This window comes from Burkholderia sp. 22088, from assembly GCF_052045915.1.
GTDB lineage: Bacteria > Pseudomonadota > Gammaproteobacteria > Burkholderiales > Burkholderiaceae > Burkholderia > Burkholderia cepacia.
Map to the genome: position 1 here is coordinate 170,951 of NZ_JBQEPY010000006.1, position 13,446 is coordinate 184,396.

Sequence of the window (13,446 nt, forward strand, 5' to 3'; positions counted from 1 at the left end):
ACTGCCACGGACGAACCGCACGAGCTTTAGGAAACGGCAAAATGAAGGCCTCCAAATCCCTGCCTGTGCTCGATCCCGCCGACGTCCACGTCGAAATCCTCGAACGTTCCGATACGCTGCTCGTCGTCCGCTGGGTCGAGCCCGGCCGCTGTCACTACGGTGAACAGCGCTGGCGCCGCCGCTTCGCGCAACGCACCGGCACGTGCGCGCTGTCGCGCCAGGTCATCCAGCGCGGCGACGAAGTCTTCCGCCCGGCCGAACGCCCGGCGCCCGCGAACGCGGCCGCGATGATCTCCGCCGCCGAAGTGCTCGCGCTGGCCGGCGGCAGGTAAATCCTGCCGGCCGCGCATCGCCGCACGCGGTGCCGCACGACGATGCGCAAGCCCTAGAAGCGCCGGTCTAATTCCCCTGCTTGTCTGCCACGACCACGCGCACTATCGTTACACCACTCGATGTAACGATTATGTGCCGCGGCCACCCGGTCGCGCCGATGGAGGCAGACATGCATGCATGGAGCGCGCGCCACGTCCCGGCGCAGGGCGGCAAGGTCGCGGTCGTGACCGGTGCCAACAGCGGGCTCGGCTGGCAACTCGCGGAAACACTGGCCGCGAAAGGCGCGACCGTCGTGATGGGCTGCCGCGACGCAGCCCGCGCCGCGCAGGCCGCCGATGCGATCCGACGGCTCCATCCCGATGCCCGCGTCGAAGTCGACGCGCTCGACCTCGCCGATCTCGCCTCGATCGCACGCTTCGCGGCCGATGTGGCCGAACGCCATGGCCGCGTCGATACCCTCTGCAACAACGCCGGCGTGATGTTCCTGCCGCTGCGCCATACGCGCGACGGCTTCGAGATGCAGTTCGGCACCAACCACCTCGGCCATTTCGCGCTGACCGGCCATCTGCTGCCCGCGCTGCGCGCCGCGCGCCGGCCGCGGGTCGTGACGATGTCGAGCGGCCTCAACCGCGGCGGCCGGATCCGCGTCGACGACCTGCGCGCCGAGCGCCGCTACAACCGTTATCTCGCCTATTGCGACAGCAAGCTCGCGAACCTTGTGTTCGCGATCGAACTTCAGCGCCGTTTCGAGCGCGCGGCGTTCGCCGGGATCAGCGTGGCCGCGCACCCGGGCTACGCGGCAACCAACCTGCAGTTCGCGGGCCCGGCGATGGACAGCTCGCCCGCGCGCGCCGCGCTGATGCGGGCCGCGAACCGTTATCTCGCGCAGCCGGCCGACCAGGGGGCGCTGCCCGCGATTCATGCGGCGACCGCGCCCGATCTCGCGGGCGGCGCGTATATCGGGCCGTCCGGCTGGTTCGAGTCGCGCGGGCTGCCGGCGCCCGCGAGCGTGCCACGCGCGGCCCGCGACGCGGGATCGGCGGCGTTGCTGTGGGAGGCCTCGGAAGCCGCGACGGGCGTGCGCTTCCTCAGCTCGGGCGCGCCGGCCGGACGTTCGCCGGGCCGGCCGTTCGACACGGCGGCCGAGGCGCGGTGAAAGGCGAGTCGGCCTCCGCAACATTCTTCATACTTGTTGCACCAACCGATAAGAAAGCCCGTTGAAAGCCTGAGCCGGCGCGCCACTGTTACTGCCCAGGAAACAATCTATCGTCAAAATCAGCGTTTACCCTGAACCTTCCGATGACTAAGATTCGATCAATCGCTTAAGACATGGTGTCAAGAGCGAACTCAATAAAACACCGGAGGTCATCATGAAATCGCTCGTTTCCGCAGTCGTTGCCGCTGCCGCCCTGTCCGCTTCGTTCGGCGCATTCGCCCAAAGCACCGTGACCCGCGCGCAAGTGAAGAACGAACTGGTTCAGCTCGAACAAGCCGGCTACAAGCCGGGCCTGTCGAGCCCGTACTACCCGAACGACATCCAGAGCGCCGAAGCGCGTGTTCATGGTGCCGACACCAGCGGCTACGGCGCGCAACCGGCTCCGGCCGTCCACTCGGGCGCCCCGGCCGCAACGTCGTCGAACGCTCGCGACTCGATCTTCTTCGGCCAGTAAGCCGATGCGCCCCCGACGGGCGCCGCGCACAGCGCGATGAAGAAACATCAGGACGAGCCCCCCTTGCGGGGCTCGTCCTTTTTTATGAAACGCATACCTCCGCCGCCCGGCAGCGGGTGGCTTCGCCCGGGCGCCTCGCGTCCGGGCGCTTTTTCATCCTGCGCGGCAGGTGTGCAGGCAGGATGAAGCCGCACGTACCCGTCAGTGCGGTGCAGCCGCGGCGGGCGCCGAACGCGACAGCACGCGCCACCGCGACAGCAATTCGTCGCGATCGACGTAGCAACCCTGCAGATGCCGGCGGCCGGTCGACGGATCGAACTCGGTGCGCGCATGCAGCACGCGCCGGTTGTCGAACGCCCACATGTCGCCCGCCCGCAGCCGGCGCTGCACGCGAAAGCGCGGCTCGCGCGCAAGCGCGAGGAACCGCCGGTACGCGCGATAGACGGCCGCGACCGAGCCGGCCGGCGCATCGAGCGGCCCGCGCAGGAAGTTCGCGACGCGCACCTCGGTCACGTTGCCGCGCGCATCGAGCCCGATCACCGGCGCCGAGCAGCGATAGTCGCTGTTCGCACTCTTGTTCCAGAACTCGAACGGCGTCGACGCGAGTTGCTCGAAATCGGCCGGATGCTCGCGCCGCAGCGCATCCGCCAGCGCGAAGCCGTCGAGGAACACGCTGTCGCCGCCGGTCGCATCGTTCGCCAGGCAATGCAGGAACTGGACGCCCGGCTGCAGCTCGCGGGTCGGCAGATCGGTATGCGGCGGCAGGTTCAGCGACGTATACGCATTGCTGTCCGGGCGCGGCTTCGATTCGACGTCGAACAGCACACCGAAATTGCTCTCGCGGATCAGGCCGATGCGGCGCGCGATCTCGTCGACGCGGCCGCGCTCGGCCGGCACGCCTTCGACAAGCGTCAGCCCGGTGCGCTGCAACGCGGCGAGCCATGCGAGCAATGCGCCGTCGTCCTCCATCACGTCGCGCCACGCGAACACGCCGATGGCCGTCGCATCGTCGCCGGCCCACACGTGCCGCCCGTGCGCGGCCTGGCGCTCGGCGCGCGACGCGTCGTCGTACGCATGCGCGCGCAACCATCCCGGCGACCACGCGCTGCGATGTCCGTCGTTCCACTCGACATGCAGCGCGCCGTCGGCTTCGACGTGCACCGCGCGCGCGGCGAGATCCTCGCGCGCGTCGGCGATCTCGAACACCTGTTCACGCGTGACGGCATGCACGCATGCGGAGCACGCGCAGTTGTCGCGCAGCCAGTCGAAATGAAACGGCGATCGTCGCGTGTCGCTCCACTCGACGTCCACCGCTGAGTCGCCAATCGCGACCGCTGCAATGGTCGCGTCGACCGAAAACGTCCGCCAGTCCTCGATACGGTGTTGCGCTGCCTGCATCGTTGCCTCCCGGAAACGCCCGCTACGCGTGTGGTGCGAGCAGAAACCCGCCGACCGTCCGGTGCATCCGCGCCGCCTGCGGGCTCGTTCCGAGCGCGCGCCAGCAGCCGTGCACCAGCCCCTCTCCCATCCAGTAGTGCGCGGCACCGCCGGCCGCGCGAATCCGTTCGACGTACACGCGCGCATCGTCGCGCAGCGGATCGTGTTCGGCGCCGATCGCGAGGACGGGCGGCAGGCCGTCGAAACGCGCAGCCGCGAGCGGCACCGACGCGCGCAACAGCGGATTGCCGTCTCCCAGCGCATCGGACAGGCCGCCGTTCCAGTACAGCGCGCGATAACGATGGACGTCGTCGAGCGTCAGCATCGGTGCGTGCGCTTCCGTTTCGCGCGCGGGCGATTGCGGTTCGAACCCGAGCATCGGATAGACGAGCGCGATGCCGTCGACACCGCCTTCGCCCGCATCGCGCAACGCGGTGGCCACGGCCGCCGCGAGCATGCCGCCCGCGCTGTCGCCCGCGAGCGTCAGCGGAGGCGCGCACGGCCCGAACGGCCAGCGCGCGTCGCGTGCGGCGCGCGTGACGGCCAGGCAATCTTCGAGCGCGGCCGGCGCGCGATGCTCGGGCGCCAGCCGGTAATCGACCGCGATCACGTCGAGCCCCGTATCGGCCGCCAGTTGCGCGGTGATCAGCGCATGACTGTCGAGCGAGCCGACGACGAAGCCGCCGCCATGAAAGAACAGCACCGTGCCGCGCGGCGCACCCTGCGCGGACGTGTAGCGCCGCAGCGCGATCGCGCGGCCGTCGGGCGCCTGCCAGACGGCGTCCTGCTGCACGATGCCGGCCGGCAGCGCGGCCGGCGTCCACTCGGCCGCGAAGCGGTCGTAGAGGCGGCGCTGCTCGACGGGCGAGCGTGCGGCCGCGTCGGCCGGATACCACGCGTCGACGGCAGCGACGAACGCCGCGATTTCCGGTTCGAGCATCGTGTGCGCTCCGCGCTTGAAGGTTCGCGCCCGCTATCGGCGCGGCGGCAGCGCGATCACGCGGCCCGCATACGCGGGTGCCGCGCAATCGCGCTGCAATGCATGCAGCCCGGCCACGCGTGCGGCCACGTCGTCGTCGAACGGCGCCGATTTCGCGCCGTCGCGCGTATCGACGTGCAGCAGCATCTGCTCGCTCGCCGATACCGCATCGTCATGCCCGTCCGCGAACAGCTCGAGATACAGGTGCAGCCGCTTCGCGTCATGCGCCAGCACACGCGCATCGACACGCACCTGCGTGCCCTCCTTGATCTCGTGCAGGTAGTTCACGTGCGCTTCGAGCGTGTAGACCGAGCGGCCCCGCTCGCGACGCGCGGCGTCGTCGAGGCCGATGCGATCCAGCAACGCATCGGTCGCGAAGCTGAAGATCAGCAGGTAGAACGCATCGCGCAGGTGGCCGTTGTAGTCGACCCATTCGGGCCGCACCACGTCGCGGTATATCGTCAGCGGGGTATCGCCGGTCATCGCCTTCAGTCCTCTAGTCCCTTAGTCCTCGAATCGCATCCCGTGCCGCGCCTTCACCGCGGCGATCGACTTCAGCACCTCGGTGATGCACTCGTCGCGATAGCGTTCGAGTTCCTTGATGCTGCGCGTGCCCTGCTGTTCGGTCGTGCCTTCGACGACGCTGTCGATCAGCGCATCGGTGAGCGTGGGCGCGACCAGCTTCGTCCACGGCAGTTCGAGCGCGGGGCCGAACTGCTGCATGAAGTGTCGCATGCCCGCGTCGCCGCCGGCGAGCGTGTAGGTCAGGAAGGTGCCCATGAACGACCAGCGGATGCCCGCGCCGAAGCGGATCGCGTCGTCGATCTCGCCGGTCGTCGCGACGCCTTCGTTGACGAGGTGCAGCGCCTCACGCCACAACGCTTCGAGCAGCCGGTCCGCGATGAAGCCCGGCACTTCCTTTCGCACGTGCAACGGCCGCATGCCGAGCTTGCGATAGATCTCCATCGCGCCTTCGACCGCTTCCGGCGACGTGCGCGCGCCGCCGAGCACCTCGACGAGCGGCAGCAGGTAGACGGGATTGAACGGGTGGCCGACCACGCAGCGCTCCGGATGCGTCGCCCGCGCGTAGAAATCCGTCGGCAGCAGGCCGGACGTCGACGACGCGATGATCGCGTCGGGTTTCGCCGCGCGGCTGATCTGCTCGTGCAGTTCGAGCTTCAGCGCCTCGCGCTCGGGCGCGCTTTCCTGGATGAAATCGGCATCGGCGACGCACGCTTCGATCGTCTCCACGAAACGCAGCCGCGCGGGATCGGCGCCGGGCGCGAGGCCGACGCGCTCGAGCGCGGGCCACGCGTTCGCGACGTTCGCGCGCAGCCGTTCTTCCGCGCCCGGCGCGGGGTCCCAGACGACCACGTCGAGACCGTGCGCGAGCGCGCGGGAAATCCATCCGCTGCCGATCACGCCGGTGCCGATGGCGGCGAACGTCTTGATGTCGGTCTTCACAGCCATGTCAACGCATCCTTCAAATCAGGGGAAATCGGTGGGCGGCCGCGCGGGGCGTGCCGCCGCGTCATGTCGGTCAGTCGGCGCAGCCGCTCACGCGAACTCGGCGACCGCTCGGCGTTCGAGCGGTCGCTCGCCCCGTGCGGGCAAGCCGAGCTTGCGGCGGCCTTCGGCCGGCGTCAGTACCCGGCCGCCGAGCCGTTCGACGATCTCTCGCGCGCGCTCGACGAGCGTGCCGTTGGTCGCATGCACGCCGCGATCGAGCCAGATGTTGTCTTCGAGGCCGACGCGCACGTGGCCGCCGAGCAGCATCGCCTGCGCGACCATCGGCATCTGCATGCGGCCGATCCCGAAGCCCGCCCAGTGCGCACCCGGCGGCAGGTTGTCGACCATCGCCTTCATCGTGCCCGTATCGGCCGGCGCGCCCCATGGAATGCCGAGGCACAGCTGGAACAGCGGCGGATCGTCGAGCAGCCCTTCCTTCAGCAGTTGCTTCGCGAACCACAGATGGCCCGTGTCGAAGATTTCCAGCTCCGGCTTCACGCCGAGTTCCTGGATGCGCTTCGCGCCGGCGCGCAATTGCGCGGGCGTCGACACGTAGATGTAGTCGCCGTCGCCGAAATTCAGCGTGCCGCAGTCGAGCGTGCAGATTTCGGGCAGCAGCTCCTCGACATGCGCGAGGCGCGTGAGGCCGCCGACCAGGTCGGTGCCCTTGCCGAAACGCATCGGGTCTTCGCCCGGGCCGATCTCGAGATCGCCGCCCATGCCGGCCGTCAGGTTGATGATCACGTCGACGTCGGCCGAGCGGATGCGGTCGACCACTTCGCGGTATAGGTTCGGGTCGCGGCTGCCGCGCCCCGTCTGCGGATCGCGCACGTGGCAGTGCGCAACGGTCGCGCCGGCCTTCGCGGCCTCGATCGCGGCGGCCGCGATCTCCTTCGGCGTGACCGGAATCGCCGGATGCTTGCCGACCGTATCGCCCGCGCCGGTGACGGCGCAGGTGATGATGACTTCATGGTTCATGCTGGTTGCCTCGCTTGACTCGGGTTGTGTCGCATTGCGGGTGTTTCGTCAGGGCGCGCGGCGCGCGGGCCGTCACAGGCCGAGATACGCCTTCACGGCCGGCAGCCCGTCCTTGCCGTCGAACGTCTTGACGCCCGCGAGCCACGGATCGAGCACCTGCGGGTTCTTCTTCAGGTACGCCTTCGCGGCTTCGGCCGGCTTCGTCTTGTTCATCACCGACTGCATCAGCTGGTTCTCGAGCTGCGTCGAGAAGCGTAGGTTCGTGACGAGCTTGCCCGCGTTCGGGCAGCGCGCGATGAAGTCGGGCGCCGTCAGCGTGTACACGCGCGCTTCGCCGTAGTTCGGGCCGAACGCCGCGTCGCCGCCGGACAGGTAGTTCATGCTCAGCTGGATGTTCATCGGATGCGGTTCCCAGCCGAGGAACACGACCCACTTCTTCTCGCGGATCGCGCGCTCGACCGTCACCAGCATCCCGGCCTCGCTCGATTCGACGAGCTTGAAGCCGCCGAGCCCGTACTGGTTCGTGTCGATCATCTTCTGGATTGTCGCGTTCGCGCTGCTGCCTGGCTCGATCCCGTAGATCTTGCCGTCGAGTTCCGCACGGTGCTTCGCGATGTCCTCGAAGGTCTTCAGGCCGGCCTGGTATTCGTAGCTCGGCACCGCGAGCGTCGCCTTCGCGCCGGACAGGTTCGGCGGTTCGACGACGTTGATCGACTTGCTGTCGAGGAACGGCTGGAGCTGCTTCTGCTGCACGGGCCACCAGTAGCCGAGCGACACGTCGAGCTGCTTGCTCTTCAGGCCGGCGAACGAGATCGGCACCGACGCGATCGTCGTGGTCGGCTTGTAGCCGAGCGCCTCGAACACGGTCGACGCGAGCGCCGTGGTCGACGTGATGTCGGTCCAGCCGATATCCGCGAAACGCACGGTGCGGCAGGTCGCGGCATCCGTTTCGGCCCATGCCTCATGCGTGAACGCGCCGGTCGCCAGCACGGCCGCGGCAAGCGCGGCAATCTTCGTCGACTTCATGGTTCGGTTCCTCCCTGTTGGACTCGTGGCAGCCGGTGCGCGGGGTGTGCGCCGACCTGCATCGTGGGAGTAAAAGTAACGAGCCATATTGGTCGCGAGAAGACCGGCGGCGACCTGTTCTTGACTGTTTGCGACTATGAGTGGAAACCACTAGGTTTCTTGAAAGGCTTGTTGGACGGGGTTCTTGCGCGTATTGCGAGGGAATTCAGCTTGTCCACATGCGGCGCGCCGCTTGGGGCTCCGCCAGGACGAAACGGAGCGCCGGTGCGGCTTCTGGCGCGGCACGCGCACGCCGCACCGACGAACGGGTGTCATGGACGCATGTGAAGCTGGCCCGGCCTCCAGCAGCCGAAAGCGCGTTTCGTATTGCGGAATCCACGCCGATTTCCCGCGCCGCCGCGTTTTCGCCGCTTGAAAACTTGTTTTGCATCGCAAAAACAGCAACGTAACTCATTGAAAAACAACAAAAAATAATGTCTTATGTCTTATATAAGACATCACCAAAAGCTCAACGGGCGGCGTTACTATTTATCCCATGCAGTTCGCTGCGACAGACGTAGCGGGCACGCTCAACCAGTTACTCAAACGCGCTTTGCTCCCAGGAGATTGACATGGCCCAGTATCAAGACGACATCAAGGCAGTTGCCGGTTTGAAGGAAAACCACGGCAGCGCGTGGAATGCGATCAGCCCCGAGTACGCCGCCCGCATGCGTGCCCAGAACAAGTTCAAGACGGGCCTGGACATCGCCAAGTACACCGCGAAGATCATGCGTGCCGACATGGCCGCCTACGACGCCGACCCGTCCAAGTACACGCAGTCGCTGGGTTGCTGGCACGGCTTCATCGGCCAGCAGAAGATGATCTCCATCAAGAAGCACTTCAACAGCACCGAACGCCGCTACCTGTACCTGTCCGGCTGGATGGTCGCCGCGCTGCGCTCCGAGTTCGGCCCGCTGCCGGACCAGTCGATGCACGAAAAGACCTCGGTCAGCGCGCTGATTCGCGAGCTCTACACGTTCCTGCGCCAGGCCGACGCCCGTGAACTGGGCGGCCTGTTCCGCGAACTCGATGCCGCCAAGGACGCTGCAGCGAAGGCCGCGATCCAGGACAAGATCGACAACCACGTCACGCACGTCGTGCCGATCATCGCCGACATCGACGCCGGTTTCGGCAACGCGGAAGCCACGTACCTGCTGGCCAAGCAGTTCATCGAAGCGGGCGCATGCTGCATCCAGATCGAAAACCAGGTGTCCGACGAGAAGCAGTGCGGCCACCAGGACGGCAAGGTCACCGTGCCGCACGAGGACTTCCTGGCCAAGATCCGCGCGATCCGCTACGCGTTCCTGGAACTGGGCGTGGACGACGGCATCATCGTGGCCCGTACCGACTCGCTGGGCGCCGGCCTGACCAAGCAGATCGCCGTGACCAACACGCCGGGCGACCTGGGCGACCAGTACAACGCGTTCCTCGACTGCGAAGAACTGTCGGCCGACCAGCTGGGCAACGGTGACGTGGTCATCAAGCGCGACGGCAAGCTGCTGCGTCCGAAGCGCCTGCCGAGCAACCTGTTCCAGTTCCGCGCCGGCACGGGCGAAGCGCGCTGCGTGCTCGACTGCATCACGTCGCTGCAGAACGGCGCCGACCTGCTGTGGATCGAAACCGAAAAACCGCATATCGCGCAGATCGGTGGCATGGTCAGCGAGATCCGCAAGGTCATCCCGAACGCGAAGCTGGTGTACAACAACAGCCCGTCGTTCAACTGGACGCTGAACTTCCGTCAGCAGGCGTACGACGCGATGAAGGCGGCAGGCAAGGACGTGTCGGCATACGACCGTGCGCAGCTGATGAGCGTGGAGTACGACGAGACGGAACTGGCCACGCTGGCCGACGAGAAGATCCGCACGTTCCAGGCGGACGCATCGCGCGAAGCAGGTATCTTCCACCACCTGATCACGCTGCCGACGTACCACACCGCCGCGTTGTCGACCGACAACCTGGCCAAGGAATACTTCGGCGACCAGGGCATGCTGGGCTACGTGGCCGGCGTGCAGCGCAAGGAAATCCGTCAGGGCATCGCCTGCGTGAAGCACCAGAACATGTCCGGCTCGGACATCGGCGACGACCACAAGGAATACTTCAGCGGCGAAGCAGCGCTGAAGGCGGCAGGCAAGGACAACACGATGAACCAGTTCTGATCGTCGCCATACCGGAAGCACGACGCCAGCCCGTTTCGACGGGTTGGCGTTTTTTTTATCCGGCGGGATGACGCACGGGGTGCCCGTCAGGCATCGTCCCGCGCGCTTCCCGCTGCGATCACGCGCACGAACGCGTCCGCCAGCGCCGTCGGCTCGACCGGCAGCACCAGCGCGCACGCCGATTTTGCATCGTCATCCGAGATCGGCACGAAGACGACCCCGTCGATACCGAGGCTCGCCATCCGTTCCGGCACGATCGCCACGCCCTGCCCGGCCGCGACGAGATTCAGCATCGACGTCTTCGGCGACACGATCCGGGCGGTCGCGGGCACGAATCCCCGTTTCAGGCAAAGGTCGATCACGACGCGCGCCAGTCCGCCCCGCTCCCGATACACGGCCGATACGAACGGCTCGTGCCGCAGCCGCGAGATCGCGGTGCGCCGGCGGCCCGCCAGCGGGTGATCGGCCGGCACCGCCACGCACAAACGCTCGGCCGCGAGCTCGACGAAGCGAACGCGCGAATCGCGGCGCAGCACCGGCACACGAACGATCCCGATATCGGCGTTGCCGTTCGCGATCTCCAGCACCTGATCCTCGGACGACGCGCGGTCGAGATCGATCCGCGCACCCGGGCACGCGCTCATGAAACGCTCGAGCACCGGCATCAGGCTGCCGACGGGAACGGTGCTCGAATGCAGGAGCCGCAATACGCCCGCTTCACCGCGCGACAACCGTGCGCCCTCCTCGGCCGCGGCAGCCAGGGTCGCCGGAATCGACGCGACGCGATCGCGATAGATCGCGCCGGCCGCCGTGAGCCGCACGCCCCTCGGCTCCCGGTCGAACAGCGGGAACCCCAGTTCGTCTTCCAGTTGACCGATCTGCCGGCTCAGCGCCGACTGCGCGACGTGGAGCGCGCTCGCGGCCGGCGTGAAGCCGCCGAGATCGGCCACGGTCAGGAAGTACTGAATTTGCCTCAGGGATGGCATGCCGAAACGAGATGGATAAGCGCCCGATTTGATATTTGCGTTATACCGTCGCGCTTCCCAGAATGGAAGCCTGCCGTGCCGGAACCGCCGTCACGGGCCACATCGCCGGAGCTGCCCTCTTCGTGACTACTCTCCTGTCGTATCTGCTGGCCGTCGCCGCCGGCATCAGCGTGGCGTTGCAACAGGTGCTCAACGCCAACCTCCGCGCGCAGCTCGGCTCGCCGTGGTGGGCCGGGTCGGTCAGCTACCTCGTCGGCCTGGCCGCGATGCTCGCCGTCGCACTCCTGTCCCCGCATCCTCGCCCGAGCGGCACCGTCGCCGATGCGGGGTCGTGGTTCAGCTGGACCGGCGGATTCTTCGGCGCGGTGTTCGTCGGCATCGCGATCCTGATGGTGCCGCGACTGGGCGCCGCGACGACGCTCGCGCTGATCGTCGTCGGGCAGATGACCGGCGCGCTCGTGTTCGACCATTTCGGTGTGCTCGGCATCCAGCAGCATTCGGCCAGCCCGATCCGCCTGGCCGGTGCGGCGTGTCTCATTCTCGGCGTGGTGCTGGTTCGTGCGTGATGCGTTCGTGGCGTTCGTGGTATTCGTTGCGTTCGCGCGTGCGCTCGGATGTCGTGCTTCGACCCGGCCGACTGGCGTTGCGCACCGCCCGGTGCCGCATCGAGCGGATGCTTCAGGTCGAGCGCGCCTGCGCCGAACGGGATCGGCGCGTGGCAGCAGCCCGCCGCCGGCGCCCGGCCGCGATGCCCAGATCCGGATGGGCCCGCCTGCGGCATGCGTGCGCGGCCGACGTGGCGGCAACGCACGCACCCGCCGCTACGCTCATGCGTAGTTCATCATCACCGACTTGCTTTCCGTGTACTGGTCGATCACCGCGCGACCGAGTTCGCGGCCGAAACCCGACTGCTTCATCCCGCCGAACGGCATCGCGTTGTCGAGCAGCGAGTGGCAGTTGACCCACACCGTGCCCGCGGCGATGCGCGGGATCAGCTTGTGAATCGCGGAAAGGTCGTTCGACCAGATGCTCGCGCCGAGGCCGTACGGCGTGTCGTTGGCGAGCTGCACGGCCGTGTCGACGTCGTCGAACGGCATCGCGACGAGCACCGGCCCGAAGATCTCCTCGCGCACGACGCGCATCGCCTGCGTCGTATCGACCAGCACGGTCGGCTCGACGAAGAAGCCCGGGCCGTCGATCGCGCGGCCGCCCGCCGCGGCGCGCGCGCCCTCGCCGAATCCCGAATCGATATAGCCGCACACGCGCTCGCGCTGCTTCGCCGAGACGAGCGGGCCGATCTGCGTCGACGGATCCATCCCCGGGCCGATCTTCAGGCTCGCGGCGATCTTCGCGACACGCCCGATCACGTCGTCGAACACCTTCGTGTGGATGTACGCGCGCGACCCGGCCGTGCACACCTGCCCCTGGTTGAAGAAGATCGCGTTCGCCACACCGAGTGCGGCCTTGTCCGGATCGACGTCGGGCAGCACGATCACCGGCGACTTGCCGCCGAGTTCCAGCGACATCCGCGTCATGTTGTCGAGCGCCGCGTGGCCGATCGTCCTGCCTGTCTGCGTCGAGCCCGTGAACGCAATCTTGTCGATGCGCGGATCGCGCGACAGCGCGGCGCCGGCCGTATGACCGTAGCCAGTGACGATATTGACGACGCCGTCCGGGAAACCGGCCGCCTGGATCAGCTCGCCGAGGCGCAACGCACTCAGCGGCGTATCTTCCGCGGGTTTCAACACCACGGTGCAGCCTGTGGCCAGCGCGGGCGCGAGCTTCCACGCTGCCATCAGCAGCGGGAAATTCCACGGAATGATCGCGCCGACCACACCGACCGGCTCCTTGCGCGTGTAGGTGAAGATCTCGCTGTCGGGCATGTACGGCATGCCCGCGTCGATCACGCTGCCTTCGATCTTCGTCGCCCAGCCGGCCATGTAGCGGAAGCACTGCGCGGCCATCGCGACATCGAGCCCTTGCGCCACCATCACGGGCTTGCCGTTGTCGAGCGACTCGATCTCGGCCAGCTCGCGCGCATTCGCTTCGATCAGGTCGGCGAGCGTCAGCAGCAGACGCTCGCGGTCGGTGGTCTTCGCGGTACGCCACGGCCCCGCATCGAATGCGCGCCGCGCGGCCGCGACGGCCTGTTGCACGTCGTGCTCGTCCGCTTCGGGCACACGCGCGAGCACGGTGCCGTCGGCCGGATTCACGACGTCGAGCCGGCTGCCCGACGCGGCGTCGCTCCACTCGGCGCCGATCAGCATCTTCTTCGGCTTCGCGAGAAACGCGCGCGTGGCGTCGAGCAGCGGAAAGTCCTGGTTTGTCTCCAT

At 67.6% G+C, this 13,446-nt stretch carries 13 protein-coding genes; 5 read left to right on the top strand and 8 right to left on the bottom strand.

Translation table 11 applies throughout. From position 1 onward, the window contains the following. The first annotated feature begins 41 nt into the window (after positions 1–41). The 3 genes from ACTJLD_RS13565 (at position 42) to ACTJLD_RS13575 (ending at position 2,003) form a co-directional block, all read left to right on the top strand. Positions 42–332 (top strand): DUF3331 domain-containing protein, encoded by a 291-nt coding sequence (locus tag ACTJLD_RS13565; protein WP_021161446.1) that lies wholly within the window; start codon positions 42–44, stop codon positions 330–332. 170 nt (positions 333–502) lie between these two features. After that, entirely contained in the window at positions 503–1,489 is a 987-nt protein-coding gene (locus ACTJLD_RS13570) for an oxidoreductase (RefSeq protein ID WP_124671641.1), read from the top strand. Positions 1,490–1,703: 214 nt separating this feature from the next. Further along, entirely contained in the window at positions 1,704–2,003 is a 300-nt protein-coding gene (locus ACTJLD_RS13575) for a DUF4148 domain-containing protein (RefSeq protein WP_021161448.1), read from the top strand. A gap of 201 nt (positions 2,004–2,204) precedes the next feature. Here ACTJLD_RS13575 and ACTJLD_RS13580 read toward each other — a convergent pair whose 3' ends face one another. From ACTJLD_RS13580 to ACTJLD_RS13605, 6 genes are all read right to left on the bottom strand, one after another. After that, complete coding sequence (locus ACTJLD_RS13580) at positions 2,205–3,401, bottom strand: TauD/TfdA family dioxygenase (protein WP_059698387.1); 1,197 nt, start codon at positions 3,399–3,401, stop codon at positions 2,205–2,207. Between the two features lie 22 nt (positions 3,402–3,423). Next, on the bottom strand, positions 3,424–4,380 hold the full coding sequence (locus ACTJLD_RS13585) for an alpha/beta hydrolase (RefSeq protein ID WP_440659007.1): 957 nt from the start codon (positions 4,378–4,380) through the stop codon (positions 3,424–3,426). 33 nt (positions 4,381–4,413) lie between these two features. Next, a complete protein-coding gene (locus ACTJLD_RS13590) occupies positions 4,414–4,902 on the bottom strand; it encodes a thioesterase family protein (RefSeq protein ID WP_021161452.1) in 489 nt (162 codons plus the stop codon). Positions 4,903–4,923: 21 nt separating this feature from the next. Next, on the bottom strand, positions 4,924–5,889 hold the full coding sequence (locus ACTJLD_RS13595) for an L-carnitine dehydrogenase (RefSeq protein WP_021161453.1): 966 nt from the start codon (positions 5,887–5,889) through the stop codon (positions 4,924–4,926). Between the two features lie 87 nt (positions 5,890–5,976). After that, entirely contained in the window at positions 5,977–6,906 is a 930-nt protein-coding gene (locus tag ACTJLD_RS13600; protein WP_059525285.1) for a 3-keto-5-aminohexanoate cleavage protein, read from the bottom strand. Between the two features lie 72 nt (positions 6,907–6,978). Further along, positions 6,979–7,932, bottom strand: a complete 954-nt coding sequence (locus ACTJLD_RS13605; RefSeq protein ID WP_060173682.1) for a choline ABC transporter substrate-binding protein — start codon at positions 7,930–7,932, stop codon at positions 6,979–6,981. A 611-nt stretch (positions 7,933–8,543) separates the two neighbouring features. Between ACTJLD_RS13605 and ACTJLD_RS13610 the strand changes: the two genes are divergently transcribed. Further along, positions 8,544–10,127 carry an isocitrate lyase gene (locus ACTJLD_RS13610; RefSeq protein ID WP_021161457.1) on the top strand — a complete coding sequence of 528 codons (1,584 nt, stop codon included), beginning with the start codon at positions 8,544–8,546 and terminating at the stop codon, positions 10,125–10,127. Positions 10,128–10,213: 86 nt separating this feature from the next. On the opposite strand, the gene ACTJLD_RS13615 is transcribed toward ACTJLD_RS13610, so the two are convergent. Continuing rightward, a complete protein-coding gene (locus ACTJLD_RS13615; protein ID WP_440659008.1) occupies positions 10,214–11,113 on the bottom strand; it encodes a LysR family transcriptional regulator in 900 nt (299 codons plus the stop codon). A 122-nt stretch (positions 11,114–11,235) separates the two neighbouring features. Here ACTJLD_RS13615 and ACTJLD_RS13620 point away from each other — a divergent pair, with 122 nt between their 5' ends. Then, a complete protein-coding gene (locus ACTJLD_RS13620; protein ID WP_134256093.1) occupies positions 11,236–11,679 on the top strand; it encodes a DMT family transporter in 444 nt (147 codons plus the stop codon). 261 nt (positions 11,680–11,940) lie between these two features. On the opposite strand, the gene ACTJLD_RS13625 is transcribed toward ACTJLD_RS13620, so the two are convergent. After that, a complete protein-coding gene (locus ACTJLD_RS13625) occupies positions 11,941–13,446 on the bottom strand; it encodes an aldehyde dehydrogenase family protein (protein ID WP_440659009.1) in 1,506 nt (501 codons plus the stop codon).

Bases quoted from the DNA above. Each gene is read 5' to 3' on its own strand.
- ACTJLD_RS13570 (WP_124671641.1), top strand. From the start codon at position 503: ATGCATGCATGGAGCGCGCGCCACGTCCCGGCGCAGGGCGGCAAGGTC.
- ACTJLD_RS13625 (WP_440659009.1), bottom strand. From the start codon at position 13,446: ATGGAGACAAACCAGGACTTTCCGCTGCTCGACGCCACGCGCGCGTTT.
- ACTJLD_RS13595 (WP_021161453.1), bottom strand. From the start codon at position 5,889: ATGGCTGTGAAGACCGACATCAAGACGTTCGCCGCCATCGGCACCGGC.
- ACTJLD_RS13590 (WP_021161452.1), bottom strand. From the start codon at position 4,902: ATGACCGGCGATACCCCGCTGACGATATACCGCGACGTGGTGCGGCCC.
- ACTJLD_RS13585 (WP_440659007.1), bottom strand. From the start codon at position 4,380: ATGCTCGAACCGGAAATCGCGGCGTTCGTCGCTGCCGTCGACGCGTGG.
- ACTJLD_RS13580 (WP_059698387.1), bottom strand. From the start codon at position 3,401: ATGCAGGCAGCGCAACACCGTATCGAGGACTGGCGGACGTTTTCGGTC.
- ACTJLD_RS13610 (WP_021161457.1), top strand. From the start codon at position 8,544: ATGGCCCAGTATCAAGACGACATCAAGGCAGTTGCCGGTTTGAAGGAA.
- ACTJLD_RS13615 (WP_440659008.1), bottom strand. From the start codon at position 11,113: ATGCCATCCCTGAGGCAAATTCAGTACTTCCTGACCGTGGCCGATCTC.
- ACTJLD_RS13605 (WP_060173682.1), bottom strand. From the start codon at position 7,932: ATGAAGTCGACGAAGATTGCCGCGCTTGCCGCGGCCGTGCTGGCGACC.
- ACTJLD_RS13565 (WP_021161446.1), top strand. From the start codon at position 42: ATGAAGGCCTCCAAATCCCTGCCTGTGCTCGATCCCGCCGACGTCCAC.
- ACTJLD_RS13600 (WP_059525285.1), bottom strand. From the start codon at position 6,906: ATGAACCATGAAGTCATCATCACCTGCGCCGTCACCGGCGCGGGCGAT.
- ACTJLD_RS13575 (WP_021161448.1), top strand. From the start codon at position 1,704: ATGAAATCGCTCGTTTCCGCAGTCGTTGCCGCTGCCGCCCTGTCCGCT.